Genomic DNA, 24576 nt, shown 5'->3' with positions numbered 1-24576 from the left:
ACAGATTTAGCAGTCCAGGTGCGCCCTGTTACCGGGCGCGCGACAAGCGCATGAGCGATCTGGGTCCCCAAAAGCAGAAAAGCCGGGCAAAAGCCCGGCTCCTCAGACAACGATCCGGCGCGATCAGTTGATCGCGTCCTTGAGGCCCTTGCCGGCCGAGAATTTCGGCACGTTGCGTGCCGGGATCTTCACCTCGGCGCCGGTCTGCGGGTTGCGGCCCGTCGAGGCTTCGCGCCGCGACACGCTGAAATTGCCGAAGCCCACCAGCCGGACGTCGCCGCCGTTCTTGAGCTCGCTGGTGATGACGTTAAAGACCGCATCGATCGCCGACTGGGCGTCACCCTTGGAAATGCCCGCCTTCTCGGCAACGGCGGCTACCAGTTCGTTCTTGTTCATAAACAACAAACCCCTTCCTGATTATGGCCGGAGAGCGACTCTGCCGGCAAGGGCCGCACTTTATGAAGAAGTAAGGGCCCGACCAAGCGCGAAATAAGCCGGACTGGCGGAAAATCCCAGATTCCTGCGGCTTTTCCAAGAAAAAAGCCGGCCCGAAGGCCGGCTTTTCTGCATTGTTACCGCTGATGCAACCTCTAGTGGGCGACCGCCGGCTGTCCTGGCTCGTCTCCCACCTCGGCACCCGCAGGCGGCGAGACGGGCTCAACCCATTCGATGGGCTCCGGCATGCGCACCAAAGCGTGCCTGAGCACTTCTCCGACGCGGCTCACCGGGATGATCTCCAGGCCGCTCTTCACATTCTCCGGGATCTCGGCCAAGTCCTTGGCGTTCTCCTCGGGGATCAGCACCTTCTTGATGCCGCCGCGGAGTGCCGCAAGGAGCTTCTCCTTAAGCCCGCCGATCGGCAGCACCCTGCCGCGCAAAGTGATCTCGCCGGTCATGGCGATGTCCTTGCGCACGGGGATGCCCGTCATGACGGAGACAATGGCCGTCGCCATCGCGACGCCGGCCGAGGGACCATCCTTGGGCGTGGCGCCTTCCGGCACGTGCACGTGAATGTCCTTCTTGTCGAAGACCGGCGGCTCGATGCCGAAATCGACGGCTCTCGAGCGGACATAAGAGGCCGCAGCCGAGATCGACTCCTTCATCACGTCGCGCAGGTTGCCCGTGACTGTCATGCGTCCCTTGCCGGGCATCATGACGCCCTCGATGGTGAGCAACTCGCCGCCCACCTCGGTCCAGGCAAGACCGGTGACGACGCCGACCTGGTCCTCGCCCTCGGCCTGGCCGAAACGGAAGCGCGGCACGCCGAGATAGTCGGCCAGATTATCCTCGGTCACCTCGACCGTCGTCTTGCCGGTCTTCAGGATCTCGGTCACGGCCTTGCGCGCAAGCTTCATGAGCTCACGCTCGAGATTGCGCACGCCCGCTTCCCGCGTATAGGTGCGGATGACGGTTTGCAGAGCCTCGTCGGTCACCGAGAACTCGTCCGGCTTCAGCGCATGCTCGCGCACGGCCTTGGGCAGGAGATGCCGCTTGGCGATCTCGACCTTCTCATCCTCCGTGTAGCCGGCGATGCGGATGATCTCCATGCGGTCCATCAGGGCCGGCGGGATGTTCAGCGTGTTCGCCGTCGTCACGAACATCACGCTCGACAGGTCGTATTCGACCTCGAGATAATGATCCATGAAGGTCGCGTTCTGCTCCGGATCGAGCACTTCGAGCAGGGCCGACGACGGATCGCCACGGAAGTCCATGCCCATCTTGTCGATCTCGTCGAGCAAGAAGAGCGGATTGGACTTCTTCGCCTTCTTCATCGACTGGATGACCTTGCCAGGCATCGAGCCGATATAGGTGCGCCGGTGACCGCGGATCTCGGCCTCGTCGCGCACGCCGCCGAGCGCCATGCGCACGAACTCGCGGCCGGTCGCCTTGGCGATCGATTTTCCAAGCGAGGTCTTGCCGACGCCGGGAGGGCCGACGAGGCAGAGGATCGGACCCTTGATCTTGTTCTGCCGGCTCTGGACGGCGAGATATTCGACAATGCGTTCCTTGACCTTGTCGAGGCCATAGTGGTCGGCGTCGAGCACTTCCTCGGCGAAGCGCAGGTCGTTGCGGACCTTGGAATTCTTCTTCCACGGGATGGAGAGCAGCCAGTCGAGATAATTGCGCACCACCGTCGCCTCTGCGGACATCGGCGACATGGTCTGCAGCTTCTTCAGCTCGGCTTCCGCCTTCTCGCGGGCCTCCTTGGTCAGCTTCGTCTTCTTGATGCGCTCCTCGAACTCGGCCACCTCGTTGCGGCCATCCTCGCCCTCGCCGAGCTCCTTCTGGATCGCCTTCATCTGCTCATTGAGGTAGTATTCGCGCTGCGTCTTCTCCATCTGCCGCTTGACGCGGGAGCGGATGCGCTTTTCCACCTGCAGCACGGAGATCTCGGCTTCCATGAAGCCCATGGCCTTTTCCAGCCGCTCGCGCACGGAAAGAGTAGCGAGCATCTCCTGCTTCTCGGGGATCTTGATCGCCAAATGCGAGGCGACCGTGTCGGCGAGCTTGGAATAATCCTCGATCTGGCTCGTCGCGCCGACCACCTCGGGCGAGATCTTCTTGTTGAGCTTCACATAGTTCTCGAAGTCGGCGACCACCGAGCGCGCCAGCGCCTCGATCTCGACCTCATCCTCCTCCGGCTCCGGGAGGGCGACGGCGCGGGCCTCGTGAAAATCCTGACGCTCGGTGAAGCCGGTGATGCGCGCGCGCGAGGCGCCCTCCACCAGCACCTTGACCGTGCCGTCGGGGAGCTTCAGGAGCTGCAGAACATTGGCGAGGGTGCCGACATCATAGATCGCGCTCGGATCCGGGTCGTCGTCGGCCGCATTCATCTGGGTCGCCAGCAGTACCTGCTTCTCGGCACCCATCACCTCCTCGAGCGCCTTAATCGACTTCTCGCGGCCCACGAAGAGCGGCACGATCATGTGCGGGAAGACCACGATGTCGCGCAGGGGCAGCACCGGGAACATGGCTTCGCCGGAGGTTTTCAGAGTTTCTGTCATCTTATCAGCCTTTCAGCCGCGGCCGCTTGGCAGCCGGCCGCGGACTCTACTGTTATGGCACGTCGTTTCGCCCCGGAAGGGCTCGTCAACCGCAACACCGATCCTTGACGCGAAACCCGCCACCGCCTGCTCCTTAGGTGGAGGCCGGCGGCGGCAATATCAAGGTGGCTGGAAAGCGGACCGGCACCGGCGCGAACGGGGCAGCGGCGTCCGCCGCGGAAGCCCATCACCCCGTGCCGCGCGCAACCCCTGGTCACGCGCTGACGCTGCCTTTCTCCTTCTCGCGCTCGGAATAGATGTAGAGGGGCCGGGCATTGCCGGCCACCACCTCGTCCGAGATCACGACTTCTTGAACGCCTTCGAGAGCCGGCAGCTCGAACATGGTGTCGAGCAGGATCGCCTCCATAATGGACCGCAAGCCGCGCGCGCCCGTCTTGCGCTCGATCGCCCGGCGGGCGATGGCCGACAGCGCGTTCTCGTGGAAGGTAAGCTCCACATTCTCCATCTCGAACAGGCGCTGGTATTGCTTCACCAGAGCGTTCTTCGGCTCGGTCAGGATCTGCACCAGAGCCTGCTCGTCGAGGTCCTCGAGCGTGGCGAGCACCGGCAGGCGGCCGACGAATTCCGGAATGAGGCCGAATTTCAGGAGATCCTCCGGCTCGACCTGGCGCAGGAGTTCGCCCGCGCGGCGGTCCTCCGGCGAGGTGACGGTTGCGCCGAAGCCGATCGACGTCTTGCGGCCGCGGTCGGAGATGATCTTTTCCAGCCCCGCAAAGGCGCCGCCGCAGATGAACAGGATCGATGAGGTATCGACCTGCAGGAATTCCTGCTGCGGATGCTTGCGCCCGCCCTGGGGCGGGACGGAGGCCACGGTGCCTTCCATGATCTTCAGGAGCGCCTGCTGCACGCCCTCGCCTGACACGTCGCGCGTGATCGACGGGTTGTCGGACTTGCGGCTGATCTTGTCGATCTCGTCGATATAGACGATGCCGCGCTGCGCGCGCTCGACATTGTAGTCAGCCGACTGCAGGAGCTTCAGGATGATGTTCTCCACATCCTCGCCCACATAACCTGCCTCGGTGAGCGTCGTGGCGTCGGCCATGGTGAAGGGCACGTCGATGATCCGGGCGAGCGTCTGGGCAAGCAGGGTCTTGCCGCAGCCCGTCGGCCCGATCAGGAGGATGTTCGACTTCGCCAGCTCCACATCGGCATTCTTGCCGGCATGGGCAAGGCGCTTGTAATGGTTGTGGACGGCCACCGACAGCACGCGCTTGGCATAGCTCTGGCCGATCACGTAATCGTCCAGAACCTTCATGATCTCCTGCGGCGTCGGCACGCCTTCGCGCGACTTCACCATCGAGGATTTGTTCTCCTCGCGAATGATGTCCATGCACAGCTCGACGCATTCATCACAGATGAACACGGTCGGGCCGGCGATCAGCTTACGGACCTCATGCTGGCTCTTGCCGCAGAACGAGCAGTACAGCGTGTTCTTGGAATCACCGCCGCTGTTGCTGATCTTGCTCATATTTCACTTTCCTTTCAGTACTACCGGCGCCGCGCGCCGCGGCACCGCGAGAGCAGGAGACGAAGGATTTCGGCTCGATCGTCGCCTTTCTCACCCGCGTCCTCAACGAAACACAAAATGGAAGACGCGGCAACGATTCTGGTTCCCAGGAAAACCTAGGCTGTTGAAACTCAACATAGGCTTAACCTAGGCGGTTGCCAGCGCTTAGGGAACAAGAAAATGTGTCGGAAATGACGCAACACCCAGGCATTTATGCTTGCCGCGGTGCGCCGGATTCCCGGCTGGTCTCTACGAGCTGCGCTGGGCTTCCATGGCCTCGCGCGCGGAGATCACCCGGTCGACGAGACCGAAGGCCTGCGCCTCGTCCGCGGTCATGAAATGGTCGCGGTCGAGCGTGCGCTCGATCGTATCGTAATCCTGTCCCGTATGCTTGACATAGATCTCGTTCAGCCGGCGCTTCAGCTTGATGATGTCCTGGGCGTGGCGCTCGATGTCTGAGGCCTGACCCGAGAAGCCGCCCGAGGGCTGATGCACCATGATGCGCGCATTGGGCGTGGCAAAGCGCAGGTCCTTGTGGCCCGCGCACAGAAGCAGCGAGCCCATGGAGGCCGCCTGGCCAATGCAGAGCGTCGAGACCGCCGGCTGGATGAACTGCATCGTGTCGTAGATCGCCATGCCGCTCGTCACCACGCCGCCCGGCGAGTTGATGTAGAGCGCGATCTCCTTTTTCGGGTTCTCCGCCTCGAGGAAAAGAAGCTGCGCGCAGACAAGCGTCGCCATGCCGTCCTCGACCGGCCCGGTGATGAAGATGATTCGCTCCTTCAGAAGGCGCGAAAAGATGTCATAGGCCCGCTCGCCGCGATTCGTCTGCTCGACGACCATCGGAACAAGGTTAAGCGCGGTCTCGACGGGATTGGCCATGAAGGATACCTTTCGCGTGGGGAAGGACTTGCCCATTGCCCCGGGGAGCAGCCCTGTTCTCTTTTCGCCGATATAGGATGCCCGCTCCCTCCTGTGCAAGGCCGGCATTGGCCCGCCCGGTGATTATCTCCTATCAACCCTTGCGCTGCCGCATGGCTGGCATAGAACAGGATCATGGCAGCCGAAGCCCCTCCCCTCGCGCTCGATCCGAAAACCCGGCGCCTCCTGCTCGATCCCCATGATCCAGCCTTCGTGCAGGACCCCTACGCCGCCTATGCGCACCTCCACCGGCATGCGCGCGCCTTCTTTTGGGAAGACTACGGCATGTGGTGCCTGGCGGGATACGGGGAGGTCAACCGCGCACTGCGCGACCGTCGCCTGGGGCGGCAGGCGCTGCCGGGCGTGACGTTTTACAGCGAGCCGCATCTGAAGGATTTCGCCGCGGTCGAGGCGCATTCCATGCTGGAGCTGGAGCCTCCGGCCCATACCCGGCTGAGGACACTGGTCAACCGCGCCTTCGTCTCGCGGCAGGTGGAGCGGCTGCGGCCGCGCGTGGAAGCGCTCTGCCACCAGTTCATCGACCGCTTCGCCTCCGCCGGCGGCGCGGACCTCCTCCCCGCCTATGCGACGCCCATTCCCATCACTGTCATCGCCGAGTTGCTGGGCGTTCCGACCGAGATGGGCGACCGGCTGCTCGACTGGTCGCATCGCATGGTGGCGATGTATATGCACGGGCGCACGCGCGCGGCGGAGGAAAGCGCCAACCAGGCGGCGCGCGAGTTCGGCGACTTCATCCGCTCCTATGCGCAAAAGCGGCGCAGCGCACCCGGCGACGATCTGCTGACGCTGTTGATCTCCGCGCATGAGAGCGGCGACCGGCTCTCGGAGGACGAGCTAGTCTCGTCGACCATCCTGCTGCTCAATGCCGGACACGAGGCGACGGTGCACCAACTCGGCAATGCGATCGCAACGATCCTGGCTCAGGGTGGCGATCCCCGACGTTTCTTCGGTTCGGCGGAGGAGACCGCGGCCACAGTCGAGGAGTGCCTGCGCTACGACCCGCCGCTGCACCTCTTCACGCGCTTCGCCTATGAGCGGGTGGAGGTCGCCGACGGGGTGTGGTTGGAGCGCGGCGGCAAGGTCGGGCTCATGCTGGGCGCGGCGAACTGCGATGATCGCGCTTTCGAGGAGCCGCGCGGATTCCGGCCCGGCCGCGCCGACCAGAAGAACGTGTCCTTCGGCGCGGGCATCCATTTCTGCATCGGCGCGCCGCTCGCTCGCCTCGAACTGCAGGTGGCGCTGCAGGTGCTGTTCGAGCGCCTTCCCACCCTCAGCTTCGCCGAGTTGCCAAGCTATCGCGACACCTTCCATTTCCACGGGCTGGAGCGGCTGATGGTGAGGTGGTGACTGCTAGGTCCGGGTTACATATTCCTTCCGGGTGGTCTCCAGCACTTCCCAGGTGCCCCTGAAGCCGGGACGGGATGACAAAACTGTCGCCGGCGCGGACAGTGAAGGCTTCCCCCAACTCGTCGGCGATCACCGATACGCCGGAGAGGATGTGGCAGAACTCCCATTCGGTGTATTCAATGCGCCACTTGCCGGGCGTGGATTCCCAGATGCCGGCATAGAGGCCGCCGTCGGCCGCCTCCAGATTCCAGGTGCGGAAGCGCGGGTCGCCGGAGATCAGCCGGCCGGGCGCGGGCGCACCCTCCTCCGGCTCGATGCCATCGACCTGCAGGCGCAGGAGAAACCCTGGCATGGCACGCTCCCGCGACCGGCTAGCCCTAAACCTTGGCCAGCGCCTGCTCCAGATCGGCGATGATGTCTTCCACGTCCTCGATTCCGATGGAAAGGCGGACGACGTCCGGCCCAGCGCCGGCGGCGACCTTCTGCTCGTCCGTAAGCTGCCGGTGCGTCGTCGATGCCGGGTGGATGATGAGGGATTTGGTGTCGCCGATATTGGCAAGGTGCGAGAAGAGCTCGACCCCTTCTACCACCTTCACGCCGGCGTCGTAGCCGCCCTTCAGCCCGAAGGTGAAGACCGCGCCGGCACCGTTGGGCGAATATTTCTGCATCAAGGCGTGGTTCGGGTCCTCCGGAAGACCGGGATAGGAGACCCAGGCCACCGCCGGATGGCTCTTCAGCCATTCAGCCACCTTCAGGGCATTGTCGCAGTGGCGCTGCATCCTCAGCGGCAGCGTCTCGATGCCGGTCAGGATCAGGAAAGCATTGAAGGGCGAGATCGCCGGGCCAAAATCGCGCAGCCCCAGAACGCGGGCGGCAATGGCGAAGGCGAAGTTGCCGAAGGTCTCGTGCAGCACCATGCCGCCATATTCCGGGCGTGGCTCGGAGAGTGTCGGGTAATTGCCCGACTTGGACCAGTCGAAGGTGCCGCAATCGACCAGGATGCCGCCGATGGAGTTGCCGTGCCCGCCCATGAATTTGGTCAGCGAGTGGACGACGATATCGGCGCCATGCTCGATCGGCCGCAGGAGATAGGGCGAGGCCATGGTGTTGTCGACGATGAGGGGCAGGCCGTGCCGCTTCGCGATCTCGGAGATCTTTTCCAAGTCGACGAAAGTGCCGCCAGGATTGGCCAGGCTTTCGACGAAAATGGCGCGGGTGCTCCCGTCGATCTGGCTTTCGAAGCTGGCGATGTCGTCGGAATCGGCCCAGCGCACCTCCCAGCCGAAATTCTTGAAGGCATGACCGAACTGGTTGATCGAGCCGCCATAGAGCTTCCTGCCGGCGATAAAATTGTCGCCCGGCCGCATGATCGTGTGGAACACCAGAAGCTGGGCCGCATGGCCGGACGCGGTAGCCAGCGCCGCCGTGCCGCCTTCAAGCGCGGCAACGCGCTCCTCCAGCACCGCCTGGGTGGGATTCATGATGCGCGTGTAGATGTTGCCGAACGCCTTCAGGCCGAAGAGGGAGGCGGCGTGCTCCGCATCGTTGAAGACATAGGAGGTCGTCTGGTAGATCGGCGTGGCGCGGGCGCCGGTGGCCGGATCGGGCTGGGCTCCCGCATGGACGGCAAGCGTGTTGAAGCCAGGCGTGCGCTCGTTCATGAATTTCCTCCGTAGGATCGAAATGCCGCGCCATCAAATACAGGGGCGCCCGGCCGAGGCAAAGAAGATTTGCCTGATATTCGTCATCTGCGGGGAAGAACGTTCGATCGGAGCCAGTGCCTGAAGCGATGTTCAGGCATCGAAGCACGGCACCATTCACTTCTGGCGGATGCCGAAGCTCTGAAAGCCCTGGCGCAGGACGGGCTTCTTGGACGAGATCACCCGGCTGTTAACGCCGTTCCAGGCGATCTCGCGCGAGAGGCGGCCATATTCGATCTTGGGGCAGCGATTCATGACGACCTTGATGCCCTTCTCCTCCAGCCGCGCGGCGGAGGCGTCGTCACGCACCGTGAGCTGCATCCAGACCACCTTGGGCAGCGGGTCCATGGAAAGTATCTGGTCGGTGATGCCGGGAACAGCGCTCGAAGCGCGGAAGATATCCACCATGTCGACCGACTCGGGTAGGTCGACGAGGGACGCGTAGGTCATGGCGCCGGCTATCTCCCTGCCCGCCTGGCCGGGATTGATCGGAAAGACGCGGTAACCCTTGTCGATCAGGTATTTTGCGACGAAGAAGCTCGGCCGCACGTCATTGGCCGAAGCACCGACGATGGCGACGCTCCGCACGCTATTCAGGATGCCGGAGATATATGAATCGTCGTAGGAGTCGTGGTTCATTCGGGCAGCGTAATACGGCCTTCCTCGTCTATTGGGAAGCTGGGGTTGTACGCCACCTCCCATAGATTGCCTTCCGTGTCGGCGAAGTAGCCCTGCACGCCGCCCCAGAAGGCACGCCGGGCGGATTTCAGGATACGCCCGCCGGCTTTTTCGGCCAGTTCGAGCACGAGGTTCACCTCGGCTTCCGAGCGCGTGTTGTAGGCAAGCGCCACCCCCGAAAACCCGGGCTTTCCGTTGGCGCCCATGGCCGGGCGGAAGTTATCGTTGGCAATGTCCGCGGCAAGCTCGTCGCGTGGCCAGAGCGCCAGGATCATGCCGCCCATCTGGAAGAAGGCCACGCCCTCGGCAACCTTTCTGTTCCGCTCGAGGCCCATCGCCTCATAGAAGCGGATCGCACGGTCAAGGTCGTCCACGCCGAGGGTGATGATGGAGATGCGCGGTTCGAGCTTCATTCGCCCGTCCATTCCGGCCGGCGCTTTGCGATAAAGGCGCCGATGCCCTCCTCGGCATCGCGCGCGAGCATGTTCTCGACCATCACGCGGGCGGTGTATTCATAGGCTTCGGCAAGCCCCATTTCCGCCTGCGCATAGAAGGCTTCCTTGCCGATCTTGAGCGTCAGAGGCGATTTCGACGCGATGGTTCCAGCCAGTTCCCCCACCGTCCGGTTCAGCTCCCCGGGAGGCACGACGCGGTTTATCAGGCCGAAGGCAAGCGCAGTCTCGGCGTCGATCATCTCGCCCGTGAGCAGCATCTCCATCGCATGCTTGCGAGAGACGTTGCGTGACAGCGCCACCATAGGCGTGGAGCAGAAGAGGCCGATATTAACGCCGGGGGTGGCGAAGCGCGCATTCGTGCTCGCAACGGCAAGATCGCAGGAGGCGACAAGCTGGCACCCGGCCGCCGTCGCTACGCCGCCGACGGAGGCGATCACCGGCTTCGGGTGGCGTACAATGGTCTGCATGAGCCTGGCGCAGAGCGCCATCGTCTCGGCGAAAAAGGCCCTGCCCCGGTCCGCATCGTTCCGGCGCGCCGTCATCTCCTTGAGGTCGTGTCCGGCGGAGAATACCTTTCCTTCATGGGCCAGCACGATGACCCGGACGGCCTTGTCGTCGCGGGCCCGCTCAAGCTGCCCCTTCAGCGCCTCCATCATGGCGACGGACAGAGCGTTGGCCGGCGGGTTCTGCAGGATCAGCGTGAGAACGCCATCCTGGAGCCTGCCGTCCACGGGGCCCAGCGTTTCGCCGTGCGCGGGCGCGATCACCTCTGCCATGATTCTTCTTCCTTCAACGATCTCGGCGCGTCCCCTCCTAACATAGGGCGGCTTGAAGATCAGCCGCGAAAAGGACATCGTCTTCCCGAAGCGAGGCACCGGAGAAGCCAATGAACCCCACCGCCCCCCACGAGCCAGTGCCGGTGATGACCGTCGAGGAGGTGAACGCGTTCCTTGACGAGGCCTATCCGCAGCTCAATGAGGGGCTGCGGGCCTATCGCGCCACCGAGGTGCGGCCGGGCGGCTGCACGGTGCGGCTCGACGCGACCGAGCGGCATCTTAGGCCGGGCAACACGGTTTCAGGCCCCACGCTCTTCACCCTGGCCGATATCGGCGGCTATGTCTGCGCCCTCTCTCATATCGGGCGCGAGGCGCTGGCCGTGACCACCAATCTCAACATCAATTTCATGCGCAAGGCCGAGGCCGGCGCGATCGAAGGCACCTGCCGCATCCTGAAGCTCGGCAGGAGTCTCATGGTCTTCGACGTGGCGATCACGGCAGGCGCAAACAACGCGCTGATCGCACATGCGACAGGGACTTATTCGCTGCCGCCGAGGCGAAATTGATGCGGTATTATAATACCGCATCTGTAACACACTGATATTACGGATTAATTTTCCGCTCGATTGCTTCCGTGTGGCTTGACTTGGGTTCGGGCGGCCCGTATAAGCGCGCATTCGCGGCATTTGCCCGATTTCGAGGGCCTTGGCCATCGGTTCAAGCAACAAGAAACGCCTTGCCTCGCGGTAAGGTCCAACAGCGGAAAAGAGACATGAAAACCTTCTCGCAGAAGCCTGCGGAGGTGACGAAGAAGTGGGTGCTGATCGACGCCGAAGGGCTCGTTGTCGGCCGTCTCGCCACGATCGTCGCCAACCGCCTGCGCGGCAAGCACAAGCCGACCTTCACGCCCCATGTGGACGACGGCGACAATGTCATCGTCATCAATGCGGATAAGGTCGCGTTCACTGGCAAGAAGTACCAGGACAAGACTTATTACTGGCACACCGGCCATCCCGGCGGAGTGAAGGAGCGCACGGCGCGCCAGATCCTCGAAGGCCGGTTTCCGGAGCGCGTGGTCGAGAAGGCCGTGGAACGCATGATCCCGCGCGGCCCGCTCGGACGGCGCCAGATGAAGAACCTCCGCGTCTACGCGGGCTCGCAACACCCTCATGACGCGCAGCAGCCCGAGAAGCTGGACATCGCGGCCATGAACAGGAAGAATGTAAGGGTCTAGGCACATGGCTGAAATCAATTCCTTCGAAGAGCTGGGCGCTGCGACCCAGGCGGCTCAGCCCGCCGCTCCGGTGCATGTGCAGAAGCTCGACCCGCATGGCCGCGCCTATGCCACCGGCAAGCGCAAGAACGCGATCGCCCGCGTGTGGGTGAAGCCCGGCTCCGGCAAGATCACGGTGAACGACAAGGAGTTCGCCCAGTATTTCGCCCGCCCGGTGCTGCAGATGATCCTGCAGCAGCCGATCATCGCCGCCAACCGCAACGGCCAGTACGATATCGTCGCCACGGTGGTGGGCGGCGGCCTGTCCGGCCAGGCGGGCGCGGTGCGCCACGGCATTTCCCGGGCGCTCACCTTCTATGAGCCGGAGCTGCGTGCCGTGCTCAAGAAGGGCGGGTTCCTCACCCGCGACGCGCGCGTGGTCGAGCGCAAGAAGTACGGCCGCGCCAAGGCCCGCCGCTCCTTCCAGTTCTCCAAACGCTAAAGGCTCAGGCCATATCGGCATTCGGAAGCGGGCCTTCGGGCCCGCTTTTTTGTTGCGTGCAAGCCACCCTGCACCTAGCCATAGGTCCGCCTCCGTAGGAATTTACCGGTATGCCATCCAAGACCATCGACCATGCCTTCACCGCGCGGCAGATCACGGGAGCCGCCAGCGATCCCACCTATGCCGGTGCCCTTTCCTTCATGCGCCGGAGGTTCACCAAGAATGTGAAAGGCGCGGATGCGGTGGTGTGGGGGATTCCCTTCGACGCCTCCGTGTCCAACCGGCCGGGCGCGCGCTTCGGGCCGCAGGCGATCCGCCGCGCCTCCGTCATCTTCGACAACGATCCGCAATATCCCTTCAGTCTCGACCTCTTCGAGGCACTCGCCGTGGTGGATTATGGCGACTGCCTGCTCGACTACGGCCGGCACGACAGGACGCCGGCGATCATCGAAAGGGAGGCGGCCAAGATCCTGCGCTCCGGCGCATTCCTCGTCACCCTCGGCGGGGACCATTTCGTCACCTGGCCGCTGCTCAAGGCACATGCCGCCAAGTACGGGCCCCTCGCCCTCGTCCAGTTCGACGCGCATCAGGACACCTGGTCGGACGAGCCGAAGCGCATCGACCATGGCTCCTTCGTCGTGCGCGCCGTGCAGGACGGCGCCATCGACCCTTCCCGCTCCATCCAGGTCGGCATCCGCACGCACGCTCCGGAAGATTGCGGGCTGAAGATCGTGCACGGCTACGACCTGGAGGAAATCCGCCCCGCGGAAATCGCCCGGCTGATCGCCGAGCGCGTCGGGGACGCGCCCTGCTACGTCACCTTCGACATCGACTGTCTCGATCCGGCCTTCGCTCCCGGCACAGGAACGCCCGTCGCCGGCGGCCCTTCCTCGGCGAAAATGCTGTCGGTGCTCCGGCAGCTGGGCTCGCTCAATATCGTCGGGGCGGACGTGGTGGAGGTGTCGCCGCCCTACGACCATGCGGACATCACGGCAATCGCCGGCGCGTCGATCGCGATGCACTATCTGGGTCTCCTCGCCGAAAAGCGGCGGCCATGAGCTTCATGTAAGGATTCAATTCGTTTTCGGATTGATTCCGGAAACGGCTTCAACCATCTGATAGCCGACTCTTTTTCAGGCGCGCGCGAAATGGCTGCAAAAATCTTCATCGACGGCGAACACGGCACCACGGGCCTGCAGATCCGGCAGCGGCTCGCCGGGCGCAGGGATGTCGATCTTCTGTCGATCCCCGTGGAGCGGCGTAAGGATGCGGCAGCGCGCGCGGAGTATCTCAACTGGGCCGATATCGCCATCCTCTGCCTGCCGGACGACGCCGCGCGCGAGAGCGTCGCGCTGATCGAGAACCAGGCGACCCGGGTGATCGATGCTTCCACGGCGCACCGGGTGGCGGAAGGCTGGGCCTACGGGTTTCCCGAGCTCGACCACCACCAGGCCGGCTTGATCGCGCGGGCAAAGCGGGTGGCGAATCCGGGTTGCTGGCCGCAGGGGCCGATCGCGCTTCTGCGCCCCCTCGTTTCCGCCGGCCTGCTGCCCGCCGATTTCCCGGTTACTGTCAACGGCATCTCCGGTTATTCGGGCGGAGGACGCTCCATGATCGAGGACTACGAGGCCAAGGGCGAGGACGCGCCGGAATTCCTGCCATACGGGCTCTCGCTCAGCCACAAGCACCTGCCGGAGCTGCGCACATATGCCAAACTTGCGCGCGACCCGCTGATGCAGCCGGCGGTCGGCAATTTCGCACAAGGGATGATCACGGCCGTCCCGCTGCAGCTCGGCCACCTCCCCCGGGTGCCGAAAGGCGAGGAGCTGCACGCGGCCATCGCCGACCACTATGCGGGCCTGGAGCACAGCGCGATCGAGGTGGCACCCTTGGCGGCGGTCGAGCGCTCACCCGAGATAGAGCCTGAGCGTTTCAACGACACCAACACGATGCGGCTTTACGTCTTCGCCAATGATTCGCGGGCGCAGGCGCTGCTCCTGGCCGTCTACGACAATCTCGGCAAGGGCGCGTCGGGAGCCGCCGTCCAGAACCTCGACCTGATGCTGGGCGGCGTATGAAGCGTGACCCGGCCTTCCCGGCCGAGTGGGGCATTCTCTCCTGGAACCTCATCGCCGACGGCATGGGCGGCCGCGTCTTCGTCGTCGAGCGCTCCGACGGCACGCGGGCCGTGGTCAAGCAGGCGAGTGCGGTCGTCATCCGTGAAGGCGAAAACGTGCGCAGCGCTGATTTCCTCGCCTGGCGGAGCGGTGCCGGCGCAGTCGAATTGTTGGGCCGCCACGATGACCTAGCGATGCTGGAATATCTGTCCGGCGCGATGCTTCTCGACGTGTTTGAGAAGGAATCCGACGACGACGCGACCATCATCGCTGCCGATGTCATCCGACGTCTCCACGCCGTGGGGACCACGCCGCCGCCCGCCACGTTGGAGCCGCTGCGTGAACACTTCGTCAGCCTGTTTCGCAAGGCCGAAGCCGACCGTCGGGCGGGACAGTCTTCGCAGTTCGTGGAGGCGGCCGAGACAGCGGAACGCCTGCTCGCCAATCAAGCCGCGGTCAAGCCGCTGCACGGCGACATCCACCACGAGAACATCATGCGCGGCGCGCGCGGCTGGGTGGCGATCGACCCGAAGGGGCTGCTCGGCGATCCGGCGTTCGACATCGCCAATATGTTCTACAATCCGGTCGAAAGCCCGTTGCGCACCGACCAGCGCCGGATCGCCGCAATGGCCGGCATTCTCGCCGACCGGCTCGACCAGGATGTCGGCAAGCTGCTCGACTATGCCTTCGCCTTCTCAGCGCTCTCCGCGTCCTGGCACGTCGAGGACGGCAATTTTGAAGAAGCCCAGCGCAGTCTCGCGGTTGGACATGCCGCACGCGCCGTCCGGCGGGACCTCAGCGCCGGCTGACGATGGCGCACTGCGAGGGGAACGCGCCGGTTCACGCCGCGAGTGTGCCACGGTGATGTGCGGCTAAAGCCCCGGGCGGCGGGCGCCGAGCGGATAGGCGCCCCTCGTTGCCCGCCAATGGGCGGTTGCAAAACCGAGCACGACCAGCGCCGCGCCCTGGTGCGCGAGCGCCCAGCCGAGCGGCACCACCATGAGCAGGGTCGCAATGCCGATTGCCGCCTGACCGCAGACCAGGAGAAAGAGGAGAACGGCGCGCCGCGCATGGGTAGAGCCGGGCTCCGTGCGCCAGGTCGCAACCGCATGCCAGAGGGCCAGCAACAGGAGCGCGTAGGCGCCGAGCCGGTGCACGAATTGCACGGTCTTCGGGTTTTCGAAGAGATTGGCCCAGGCCGGCGACTGCTCGAAGAGACCCTGCGGGACCAGGGCTCCGTCCATCAGGGGCCAAGTATTGTAGGTCATGCCGGCGTCGAGCCCCGCCACCAGCCCGCCAAGATAGATCTGCACGAGAATCGCGACCACGAGCCAGCCGGCGAAGCGTCGCGTCGACAAAAGGGCTGGCCCGCCGCTATGGCAGGCTAGCCCTCGCGCCACCGCCATCGTGGCGGCAAAGATGATGCAGGCTATGGTGAGATGCGTCGCGAGCCGGTACTGGCTTACATCGACGCGTTCGGCAAGGCCCGACGCCACCATCCACCAGCCGATCGCGCCCTGCAGCCCCCCCAGCGCCAGGATGCCCAGAAGCTTGGGCTTAACCCGGCTTTCCAGCCGGCCCGTCACCCAGAAGAACAGGAGCGGCAGGGCGAAGATGAAGCCGACCGCACGGGCGAGCAGACGGTGCGCCCATTCCCACCAGAAGATCGTCTTGAACTCGTCCAGGCTCATGCCTCGATTGATCTGCTGGTATTCCGGAATCTGCCGATACTTCTGGAACTCCTCCGCCCATTCCGCCTCGTTCAGCGGCGGGATAACGCCATGGATCGGCTTCCATTCCGTGATCGACAGGCCGGAATCGGTGAGCCGCGTCGCACCCCCCACCAGAACCAGGGCAAAAAGGGTGACCAGCACGGAATAAAGCCACGCCCGGACCCAGAGCCGGTTGCGGCGCTCATCCGCGGAAGGCGCGGCAGCTTGTTGTTCGGTGATCGCGGCCATTCGGTTTCCCGGCGGTTTCGCGTTAGGTGGACCAAAGCCCCTCCCCTTGCAAGCTTCGGCCCACGCGACACGCCGTCGCCCCAAATCGTGCGGCGATATGGGCCTATCCGGCGGCGCCCGATTGGTCTATGGCACAGGCCGAAAGGGTGTTTGCGATGCCGATCAGGTTGAGAAAATTCATCGGCATGGTGCTGCTGGTGCTGCTGGTCGTGGTCTACGCGGTCGTCTCGACCGCCGTTGCAGTGGCGCAGCTTGCCGACAAGAGCGCCCTCGTCCACCTTGCCTTCTATCTCTTTTCCGGACTTTTCTGGATCCTGCCGGCCATGCTTCTCGTCAAATGGATGGAAGGCAAGCCGCGGCAGAAGGGCAACTAGCCCGTCGTCGGCCTATCCTCCTCGTACTGGCCGGTACCCGGCAGGGCATGCAGCCAGGGCTCGCGCCGCTTGATCCAGATCTCGAATTGCGGAACGAGCAGCGTCGGAGCGTCATCGAGCGAGCCGAAGCGGATCTCGGCTGTGGTTTCCTGAAGACAGAACAGCCGCGCTCCGCATTTGGGGCAAAAGCTCCGGCCCGAATAGGTCGCGATCTCGCCGCTATAGGAAAAAGCCTCGCGCGGCCAGTTCGCGAAGGAGACGAAGGAGGAGCCGCTCTCCTTGCGGCAATCAGCGCAATGACAAAGCCCGACCCGGAGCGGCTCGCCTCGAACCTCATAGCGCGCCGCGCCGCAAAGACATCCACCCTGCCGGATCATCCTATCCTCCATCGCCGACTGCGAGGAAAACGGCGAGAATGCCGCCGCGTTCCTTTCCGAAGGCAACGCTCCTGACATGGAGGAAGCCGGCAAGTTGATGTCGAGCTTTCCGCGCAAAGCGGATATAGAATTGGCTGCTCGCCTGATCGAGCATTGATTCATCTTTTACTGGCAAGCTGCCGCAGAGATACAACAGGCATCCAGCATGGCGGGGGCCGCGCCTTTGTCCAAACCAGAGATAGCGGTGGCCGCACCTGAAACGACGCAGCCCGCAGGAGGCTTTTCGGCCACGGTACTTTCCGCGGATGCGGCGGGGCTCGAGGCCTATGCTGCCTTCTGCGCCGGCGCTGTCTATCCGCCTCCGCAGGACCCGCTTTGGGCCGACGCCTGGCTGGGCAATGCCGGCGAGGAGGGGGTGGTCGCCCTTCTGTCCCGAGACGGCGCACCCGCCCTTGCGCTTGCGTTGGAGGTGGTGCGGATCGGGCCGCTGCGCATCGCACGCTTCCCCGGCGGTCAGCACGCCAACGGCAATTTTCCCGTTCTTCATCCCGACGCCCTCCCCGCGGAGGGCGATCGCATGGACGCGGCAAGGAGCCTCGTCGGGGCGATCGGGTCGGCCCGGCCGCAGATCGACATGCTGGCGCTGGAGCGGCAGCAGAAGGCATTCCGCGGACTTCCCAACCCGCTGCTCGCGCTGCCCCACACGGTGAGCCCGAATCTCTCGCTGGCGGTCGACCTGACCGGCGGGTTCGACCGGCTCTTGAAGGGCGGCAGCGGCAGGAGGCGGCGCAAGAAGAACCGGTCGCAGACGCGCAAGATGGAGGCGGCGGGCGGCTACCGGCGGTTTGCCGCCACGTCCCCCCGCGAAGTGGACGAACTCCTCGATCTCTTCTTCGCGCTGAAGCGAGCGCGCCTTGCCCGCATGGGCATCTCCGACCTGTTCGGCGCACCGCATGTGCAGGCAAGCTTCCGGAGGCTATTCCATGCCGCACTGGGCAAGTCGGGCTGTCCTTTCGTCCTGCACGCCCTGGAGGTAGGCGGGAAGGTTCGCGCCATCACCGGCTCCAGCCGGACCGAGGACGCGATCATCTGCGAGTTCAGCACCTTCGCGGAAGACGAGCTCGCCCATGCCAGCCCCGGCGACTTCCTGTTCTTCGAGAACATCGCGGAAGCCAGTGCGGAAGGCATGTCGCTCTACGATTTCAGCGTCGGCGACGAGCCCTACAAGCGCCTCTGGTGCGATGTGGAAACGAGACATGCCGACGTGTTCATGGGTCTCACCGCGAGAGGCCGCGCACTTGCCAATGCCAGCTTTGCGGTGACGCGCATGAAGCGTTTCGTCAAGCAGAACCCGGTGATGGCGCGGCTGGCGCGCCGGGCGCGGAAAATGTCCGCACAGAGCGAGTCCTGAGCCTCACGCCGCGTCGCGGTCGGGCGGCGCGGTGGGGGGTACATAGCCGACCGGCGTCACCAGGATCGGCTTGCCGATCCCCTCGCTGTCCAGCCTGGCCGCCGTGTCGGCAACGCTCTTCTGCTCGGGATCGAGGACGCTGACCAACACCTGCGCATCCTCGTCCATCAGGCTTTGGACGGCCGCCACATCGGCCGGCCCGCATTCCACGACCACCACGTCATAGGCGATCGTCAGCGAATTCATGATGATGGGAAGGCGGTCGGCACCGCGCATGGCACGCTCGGGGTCGGCAGTGCCCACGGGAATGACGTGGCAGTTCGAATAAAGGTCGGCATGGATCACGTCGGCGAACTGCCCCTCGGCCGCAAGCAGGTTGGTGATGCCCGGATAGGAATTGCTCTCCAGCATCGGACGCGTGGCGGCGCCCGACGCTGTCAGATCGAGGAGCAGGACCCGCAAGCCCGCATCCGCCACCTCGCGGGCCACCAGCACGGCGGTGGCGGCAGCCTCGTCACCTTCCGGCGACACGAATATCGCCCGGGCGACGCCCCTGGAGATGAGAGCTTCAGCGGCCGCTTCAATGTCCACCTCGCCCAGCTTGCTCTGCCGCCCGGTCCTCGCGGCACCGGCCATGGCTGCGGCGGCAGTAGCCGCCATGGCCGGGATTGCGGCGGCCGAGGCCGCTGCGGCGGCAGGTGCGGCTGCGTTCGCCGGCTTCTCCTCCGCGGCCTCGCTCGGCGCCACCGCTGCGGGCGGCGCCTTCTCGTCATACCCGGCCATTGGTGCTGCCGGCAGCACCCGTGCTTCGGCGGGACGCATTGCCCGGCCGCTGAAGAGTTCGCGCAGGAGCGTAACGATCACCATGAGCAGCAGCGCCGCGGCGAAGGCGGCCAGCGTCAGCGGCAGCACCTTCGGAAAATATGGCTCCACCGGCGGAACGGCGCGCGAGAAGACACGTGCGTCGACAGGCAGGTAGTTGCGCTCGCTGCGGGCGGCGGCTTCGCGGTAGCGCGTGAGGTAGGATTCGAGCAGCTCGCGTTGGGCGGTCGCCTCGCGCTCCAGCGCGCGAAGCTCCACCTGCTCCTCCTCCGCCCGGGCGGACTCGGCCTTCAGCCTGTTCAGCTCGGCCGTGAGCTCGGCCTCCCGGCTCTGGGCGCCTCCCGCTTCCGCCTGCAGGCCCTCCAGCACCTTGCGGGCCTCCACTCGGATTTGGCCCTCGATGTCTGCGAGTTGCGCCTGCAGGGCACGGATGCGCGGATGGTTGCCAAGCAGGGTGGTGGACAGCTCGGCGACCTGGGCGTGCAACTCTACTTGCCGCTCGCGCAGCCGCTCGATCAGCCCGGAGGCGAGCACGTCCGGCATGGCCTCGGGCGATGTGCCACGCTCCAGGGCGGCGCGAATATTCTCCGCCCTCGCCTCGACCGCCGAGCGGTTGGCGCGCACGCGCGACAACTCGCTGGCAATCTCGGCGAGCTGCTGAGTGGCGAGCACCGTATTGTTCTGGCCGATCAGCAGATCCGACTGGGCACGGAACTGGGCGACCTTTGCCTCCGCCTCCCTCACGCGCTGGCGAAGATCCTCGATCTCCGGTTCAAGCCATTCGGTGGCGTCGTCGGTCGACTGCGATTCGGCAGCGCGCAGGCTCGCGACATAGGCATCCGCGACGGCATTGGGAACCTGGGCAGCAAGCTGCGGGTCGGCGGAGGAGAACTCGATGACGATGACGCGCGAGTTCTCGACCTGATAAATCGTGAGATCCTCGCGAAGCTCCTCAAGTACACGCTGCTCGGGCGCAATCTCCGGCCCGCGGTTGAGGCCGATAGCGCGTAGGAAACGTTCTGTCAGGGAAGGCTGCGTGTCGGCGAATTCGGGATGATCGGCAAGTTCGAGCTCGCGGGCGACTTCAGTGAGGATGTCCGTCGAAGTGATCACCTGCACCTGGCTGGCGACCCCTTCCTGATCAAGAATGGCGCGGTCCGCCTCGGCAGTTGTCTGCGGCCTTGTATAGACCGACTCACGCGCCTCGATCAGCACGCGGGTCTCCGCGCGGTAATGCGGGGTCGCCGTGACAAGGAGCGCGAAGACAACGGCCGTGAGGAGGAGGGCGACGAGCAGGATGCGCCGCCAGTCGCGCCTGACGCTCGCGAACAGCCGGCCAAGGTCGACATCCACGTCGTCGGCTACAGGTTCACCCCTCTTCATGCGCGGACTCCCAACGCTGCGACCGCATCATGGTAAATGCGCGTGGTAACCGCCAGGTTAATCCCGCCGGACGGCGGCTTAACCGGCCATTAACCCTGATGGATCGATAAGGATGACCAACGAAGCTCGGCGCTTTGCAGGCATAGATCGAGAGATTCGCGAAACCCGGCCATGAAAAATCCGATCCCGCTCCTGACCCTGCTGCTCGCCGCCGGACTCGCGCCGGCCTGCACTGGCTACCGCCCCGCTCCGCCCGCCTTCCACGCGGCGCTCTACCAGCCCTATGTCCTGGACGCGGGCGACCGGCTGCGGATCACCGTCTTCGACCAGGACAACCTCACCAATATCTACAGCGTGGATCAGGCCGGCTATATCGCATTCCCGCTGATCGGCTCGGTCCCGGCCCGCGGCCATACGGTCAAGCAGATCGAACAGAGGATCGCGCAGATGCTGCGCAACGGCTTTCTGCGTGACCCCGACGTCACCGTGGAGGTGGACCGGCACCGCCCCATCTTCATCATGGGCGAGGTTGGAAGCCCGGGCCAGTACACCTATGTACCGGGCATGACGGTGCAGAAGGCGATCGCCGCGGCCGGCGGCTTCACTCCGCGCGCCTATCAGGGCACGGCAGATATCACCCGCGAGATCAACGGCCAGGTGATGACGGGCCGCGTTGTCACCTCCGATCCCCTGCTGCCCGGCGACACGGTCTATGTGCGCGAGCGGCTCTTCTGATGACCGCCGCTCGCGTGTGAACAATCTTGCGCATCGTCCACTGCTTCCGTTCCCCCGTCGGCGGCATCTTCCGCCATGTGAGGGACCTTTGCGAGGCGCAGGTTGCTGCCGGTCATGAAGTAGGCCTCGTCTGCGATTCCACCACCGGCGGAGCCTTCGAGGACCAACTCTTCGCGGAGATCGGCACGAAGCTGAAGCTCGGCGTCGCCCGCACTCCGATGCAGCGGCATGTCGGTCCCGGCGATGTCGCCGCCGCCTGGCGGACGCTGAGGATCATCCGGCGCATGCGGCCCGATGTGCTGCACGGCCATGGCGCCAAGGGCGGGGCCTATGCGCGGCTGTTCGGCACCGCGCTCAGGATGTCGGGCCGCCGTGTCGCGCGCATCTATTCGCCGCATGGCGGCAGCCTGCACTATGACGCGCATACGCTGACCGGCCGCTTCTTCTTCATGCTCGAGGCGCTGATGGGCCGGATCACGGACCATATCCTTTTCGTCTCGCAATACGAGCAGCGCGCCTATGAGCAGAAGGTCGGCATGCCCCACGCGCCCGCGACCCTGGTCTATAACGGGCTGAGGGCGGCCGAATTCGAGGCCGTGGCGGATGCGCCCGATGCTGCCGACTTCCTCTATATCGGCATGATGCGCGACCTGAAGGGGCCAGACCTCTTCCTTGATGCCCTCAGAGAAACGGAGCAGCGGACCGGGCGTGCCGTTTCCGCCGTCATGGTCGGCGACGGGGATGATCGCCCGAAATATGTGACTCAGGCGGAAGCGCTCGGATTTGGCGAGCGCGTCGCCTTCCGCCCTGCGATGCCGGCGCGGCAGGCCTTCGCGCTCGGGCGTATCATGGTGGTCCCCTCGCGTGCGGAGGCGATGCCCTATATCGTCCTCGAGGCACTTGCGGCGAGGAAGATCCTGATCGCAACCGCGGTCGGCGGTATTCCCGAGATATTCGGGCAGAACTCGCCGGCGCTTGCGGCGCCCTCCGTTTCCTCGCTCGCGGAAAAGATGGCTGCGGCTCTTGCCGACGAAGCAGCCTTCCGCGCAATCATGCCCCCCGAAAACGATCTCAGGACCCGCTTCGGCGCCGACGTGATGGCCAAGAAGATCGAGGCGATCTACGGGGAGACGCTGCGGACCTGACCTGCTAAGCTGCGAGAAGCTCAGGCGAGGCGAGCTGCAACTGGCGCATTTCTGCGCTTCCGGTGCTAACGTACCAGAAGGTACGCCCCGCATGGGGCATCAAGGGAATCTTAGGCCCTTGAATGTTATGGGCGAATTAAACCGGCTCCTGAGAAAATGAACAGTCCCGAGCCCAAGCATCGTACCGTCACGGAAATCGCGCGGCCGCAAACCGAGCCGCGCCAGAGGCGCCCGCGTCCCCTGCTGAGCCCGATCGCGCGGCAGGTCGCCCAGCAATATCGCCGCGACACCATGTCTCCGGTCATGGTCAGCGGCGTCATACGGATCATGGAAGGCCTGGTCCTGGTCCTGTCCGGCCTGCAGATTTTCCTTGGCTATATCGGGCTCGGGACGCATCTCGTCTGGCACTATGTCGGCGTGATCTTCGGCGTCTCGCTCGTGGCCGTCACCATGATGGAGGTCTCCGGCTGCTACCGGATGCCTGCCCTGCGCAACCCGATCTCGCAGGCAGGCCGCATCCTGCTCATCTGGTCGGCGACCTTCGCGCTCGTGATAGCCAGCCTCTTCTTCCTGAAGATCTCCGAGGAGTTCTCGCGTTTCTGGCTCGCCGCCTGGTATGTGAGCGGGCTTGCCCTGATCGTTGTGCTGCGCATCATCGTCGCCCGGCTCATCCGCCGCTGGTCGCGCAACGGCCGTATCGAGCGCCGCGCCGTGATCGTGGGTGGCGGAAAGGAAGCCGAGTCGCTCATCCGCTCCATCGAGCAGCAGCCTTACAACGACATCCGCATCTGCGGCATCTTCGACGACCGCGACGACGTGCGCTCGCCGCCGATCGTCGCGGGCTATCCCAAGCTCGGCAATCTCGACGAGCTCATCGAATTCGCCCGCATCGCGCGCATTGACATGATGATCGTCTCGCTGCCGCTCACGGCGGAAGCGCGCGTGCTTGCCATGCTGCGGAAGCTATGGGTGCTGCCCATCGACATCCGGCTGTCCGCCCATGCCACCCATCTGCGCTTCCGCCCGCGCGCCTATTCCTATATCGGCGACGTGCCGATGCTCGACATCTTCGACCGGCCGATCAACGAATGGGACTGGGTCGCCAAGCGCATCTTCGACATCGTCTTCAGCATCATCGGCATCGTGCTCTTCTCGCCGGTCATGCTCGCGACCGCCATAGCCATAAAGCTCGACAGCAAGGGGCCCGTCATCTTCAAGCAGAAACGGCACGGCTTCAACAATGAGGAGATCGAGGTCTATAAATTCCGCTCCATGTATGTGGAGCACAGCGACCCCACCGCACGAAAAGCGGTGACGCGTGGCGACCCGCGCGTGACCCGGGTGGGGCGCTTCATCCGCAAGACCTCCATCGACGAGCTGCCGCAATTCTTCAACGCCCTGTTCGGCAGCCTCTCGCTCGTCGGCCCGCGGCCGCACGCGGTGGCGGCGGAGGCGCACAACCGGCTGTTCGACGAGGTCGTCGACGGCTATTTCGCCCGCCACCGGGTGAAGCCGGGCGTGACGGGCTGGGCGCAGATCAATGGCTGGCGCGGCGAGCTCGATACGGAAGAGAAGATCCGCAAGCGCATCGAATACGACCTCTACTACATCGAGAACTGGTCGCTCTGGTTCGATCTTAAGATCCTGCTGCTCACGCCGATCCGCCTGCTCGATACGAGAAACGCCTATTGAGCGCCCTTGAACAAGGAAATGCCCCTGCCCTTCCCCGCGCGGCGGTGAATGCGCGGCTGATCGAGCTCATCCTCGCCGGCGCGGTCGCGCTCGCCGTGTTCCTGTCCGGCTTCGTCCATCGCGAGCCGGCGCCCTACGAGCTCTATATGGCCGGCCTTATCGGCATCTGGGCTCTCTTCGGCCTACGCCTCTCCCGGCATTTGATGCCGCTTCTCCTCCTGCTCGTCCTGTTCAATATCGGCGGGCTGATTTCCATGAGCCAGCTCGCCGACCTCGGCGACATACCCCTCTACCTCGCCGTATCCCTATTTCTGGCCTTCACGTCCGTCTTTTTCGCCTCCGTGGTCGAGACCCAGCCGAGCCTCTTGTCGCTC

23 protein-coding genes and 2 pseudogenes are annotated in these 24576 nt (G+C 64.6%); 13 read left to right on the top strand and 12 right to left on the bottom strand.

The annotated features are described in order from the left end of the window. Positions 1-123 precede the first annotated feature (123 nt). The 4 genes from hupB to RIN79_RS20585 form a co-directional block, all read right to left on the bottom strand. Positions 124-396, bottom strand: a complete 273-nt coding sequence (hupB, locus tag RIN79_RS20600; protein WP_309086583.1) for a DNA-binding protein HupB — start codon at positions 394-396, stop codon at positions 124-126. Positions 397-590: 194 nt separating this feature from the next. After that, positions 591-3005: an endopeptidase La gene (gene lon, locus RIN79_RS20595; RefSeq protein WP_309086582.1), complete on the bottom strand. Its 2415-nt coding sequence runs from the start codon at positions 3003-3005 to the stop codon at positions 591-593. A 253-nt stretch (positions 3006-3258) separates the two neighbouring features. Further along, positions 3259-4533 (bottom strand): ATP-dependent Clp protease ATP-binding subunit ClpX, encoded by a 1275-nt coding sequence (gene clpX / locus RIN79_RS20590; protein WP_309086581.1) that lies wholly within the window; start codon positions 4531-4533, stop codon positions 3259-3261. Positions 4534-4821: 288 nt separating this feature from the next. Continuing rightward, positions 4822-5454 (bottom strand): ATP-dependent Clp protease proteolytic subunit, encoded by a 633-nt coding sequence (locus tag RIN79_RS20585; RefSeq protein ID WP_309086580.1) that lies wholly within the window; start codon positions 5452-5454, stop codon positions 4822-4824. A gap of 174 nt (positions 5455-5628) precedes the next feature. Here RIN79_RS20585 and RIN79_RS20580 point away from each other — a divergent pair, with 174 nt between their 5' ends. After that, complete coding sequence (locus RIN79_RS20580) at positions 5629-6861, top strand: cytochrome P450 (protein WP_309086579.1); 1233 nt, start codon at positions 5629-5631, stop codon at positions 6859-6861. A gap of 3 nt (positions 6862-6864) precedes the next feature. Here the strand turns inward: RIN79_RS20580 and RIN79_RS20575 are convergent. The 5 genes and pseudogenes from RIN79_RS20575 to RIN79_RS20555 form a co-directional block, all read right to left on the bottom strand. Then, positions 6865-7213 (bottom strand): annotated as a pseudogene (locus RIN79_RS20575) (cupin domain-containing protein). A 25-nt stretch (positions 7214-7238) separates the two neighbouring features. After that, complete coding sequence (locus RIN79_RS20570; protein WP_309086578.1) at positions 7239-8522, bottom strand: O-acetylhomoserine aminocarboxypropyltransferase; 1284 nt, start codon at positions 8520-8522, stop codon at positions 7239-7241. Between the two features lie 156 nt (positions 8523-8678). Next, positions 8679-9200, bottom strand: coding sequence for a CoA-binding protein (locus RIN79_RS20565; RefSeq protein WP_309086577.1), 522 nt, complete (start codon positions 9198-9200; stop codon positions 8679-8681). Further along, a complete protein-coding gene (locus RIN79_RS20560; protein WP_309086576.1) occupies positions 9197-9652 on the bottom strand; it encodes a VOC family protein in 456 nt (151 codons plus the stop codon). The genes RIN79_RS20565 and RIN79_RS20560 overlap by 4 nt, the downstream gene beginning before the upstream one ends. Further along, on the bottom strand, positions 9649-10470 hold the full coding sequence (locus RIN79_RS20555; RefSeq protein WP_309086575.1) for an enoyl-CoA hydratase: 822 nt from the start codon (positions 10468-10470) through the stop codon (positions 9649-9651). The genes RIN79_RS20560 and RIN79_RS20555 overlap by 4 nt, the downstream gene beginning before the upstream one ends. 110 nt (positions 10471-10580) lie before the next feature. Between RIN79_RS20555 and RIN79_RS20550 the strand changes: the two genes are divergently transcribed. The 6 genes from RIN79_RS20550 to RIN79_RS20525 all read left to right on the top strand — a co-directional run bounded on the left by RIN79_RS20550 (position 10581) and on the right by RIN79_RS20525 (position 15111). Continuing rightward, positions 10581-11036: a PaaI family thioesterase gene (locus RIN79_RS20550; RefSeq protein WP_309086574.1), complete on the top strand. Its 456-nt coding sequence runs from the start codon at positions 10581-10583 to the stop codon at positions 11034-11036. Between the two features lie 206 nt (positions 11037-11242). Then, positions 11243-11704, top strand: coding sequence for a 50S ribosomal protein L13 (gene rplM, locus RIN79_RS20545; RefSeq protein WP_309086573.1), 462 nt, complete (start codon positions 11243-11245; stop codon positions 11702-11704). A 4-nt stretch (positions 11705-11708) separates the two neighbouring features. Continuing rightward, the gene (gene rpsI / locus RIN79_RS20540) at positions 11709-12185 is read left to right on the top strand and encodes a 30S ribosomal protein S9 (RefSeq protein WP_309086572.1); all 477 of its coding nucleotides are present in this window, start codon (positions 11709-11711) and stop codon (positions 12183-12185) included. Between the two features lie 110 nt (positions 12186-12295). Continuing rightward, a complete protein-coding gene (speB, locus tag RIN79_RS20535; RefSeq protein WP_309086571.1) occupies positions 12296-13243 on the top strand; it encodes an agmatinase in 948 nt (315 codons plus the stop codon). Positions 13244-13333: 90 nt separating this feature from the next. Further along, complete coding sequence (gene argC / locus RIN79_RS20530) at positions 13334-14263, top strand: N-acetyl-gamma-glutamyl-phosphate reductase (RefSeq protein ID WP_309086570.1); 930 nt, start codon at positions 13334-13336, stop codon at positions 14261-14263. Beyond that, on the top strand, positions 14260-15111 hold the full coding sequence (locus RIN79_RS20525) for an aminoglycoside phosphotransferase family protein (protein WP_309086569.1): 852 nt from the start codon (positions 14260-14262) through the stop codon (positions 15109-15111). Before argC ends, RIN79_RS20525 begins: the two co-directional genes overlap by 4 nt. A 63-nt stretch (positions 15112-15174) precedes the next feature. On the opposite strand, the gene RIN79_RS20520 is transcribed toward RIN79_RS20525, so the two are convergent. Continuing rightward, positions 15175-16263 (bottom strand): COX15/CtaA family protein, encoded by a 1089-nt coding sequence (locus tag RIN79_RS20520; RefSeq protein WP_309086568.1) that lies wholly within the window; start codon positions 16261-16263, stop codon positions 15175-15177. Positions 16264-16418: 155 nt separating this feature from the next. Between RIN79_RS20520 and RIN79_RS20515 the strand changes: the two genes are divergently transcribed. Further along, complete coding sequence (locus tag RIN79_RS20515; protein ID WP_309086567.1) at positions 16419-16637, top strand: DUF2842 domain-containing protein; 219 nt, start codon at positions 16419-16421, stop codon at positions 16635-16637. On the opposite strand, the gene RIN79_RS20510 is transcribed toward RIN79_RS20515, so the two are convergent. Beyond that, positions 16634-17014, bottom strand: coding sequence for a GFA family protein (locus tag RIN79_RS20510; RefSeq protein WP_309086566.1), 381 nt, complete (start codon positions 17012-17014; stop codon positions 16634-16636). The genes RIN79_RS20515 and RIN79_RS20510 overlap by 4 nt on opposite strands. A gap of 244 nt (positions 17015-17258) precedes the next feature. Between RIN79_RS20510 and RIN79_RS20505 the strand changes: the two genes are divergently transcribed. Continuing rightward, on the top strand, positions 17259-18425 hold the full coding sequence (locus RIN79_RS20505) for a GNAT family N-acetyltransferase (RefSeq protein WP_309086565.1): 1167 nt from the start codon (positions 17259-17261) through the stop codon (positions 18423-18425). A 3-nt stretch (positions 18426-18428) separates the two neighbouring features. Here RIN79_RS20505 and RIN79_RS20500 read toward each other — a convergent pair whose 3' ends face one another. Continuing rightward, on the bottom strand, positions 18429-20630 hold the full coding sequence (locus RIN79_RS20500) for an exopolysaccharide transport family protein (protein ID WP_309086564.1): 2202 nt from the start codon (positions 20628-20630) through the stop codon (positions 18429-18431). Between the two features lie 171 nt (positions 20631-20801). Here RIN79_RS20500 and RIN79_RS20495 point away from each other — a divergent pair, with 171 nt between their 5' ends. The 4 genes and pseudogenes from RIN79_RS20495 to RIN79_RS20480 form a co-directional block, all read left to right on the top strand. Next, positions 20802-21365 carry a polysaccharide biosynthesis/export family protein gene (locus tag RIN79_RS20495; RefSeq protein ID WP_309086563.1) on the top strand — a complete coding sequence of 188 codons (564 nt, stop codon included), beginning with the start codon at positions 20802-20804 and terminating at the stop codon, positions 21363-21365. 26 nt (positions 21366-21391) lie between these two features. After that, complete coding sequence (locus RIN79_RS20490) at positions 21392-22510, top strand: glycosyltransferase family 4 protein (RefSeq protein ID WP_375165989.1); 1119 nt, start codon at positions 21392-21394, stop codon at positions 22508-22510. Between the two features lie 156 nt (positions 22511-22666). Further along, positions 22667-24202: an undecaprenyl-phosphate glucose phosphotransferase gene (locus RIN79_RS20485; RefSeq protein WP_309086562.1), complete on the top strand. Its 1536-nt coding sequence runs from the start codon at positions 22667-22669 to the stop codon at positions 24200-24202. Then, positions 24199-24576: pseudogene (locus RIN79_RS20480) on the top strand (hypothetical protein); the annotation flags it as partial. The gene RIN79_RS20485 and the pseudogene RIN79_RS20480, both read left to right, overlap by 4 nt.

Source organism: Chelativorans sp. (assembly GCF_031180965.1).
Classification (GTDB): Bacteria; Pseudomonadota; Alphaproteobacteria; order Rhizobiales; family Rhizobiaceae; genus Chelativorans.
Note: the sequence above shows the minus strand (reverse complement) of the source record. Positions and strands in the feature narration are given on the sequence as shown.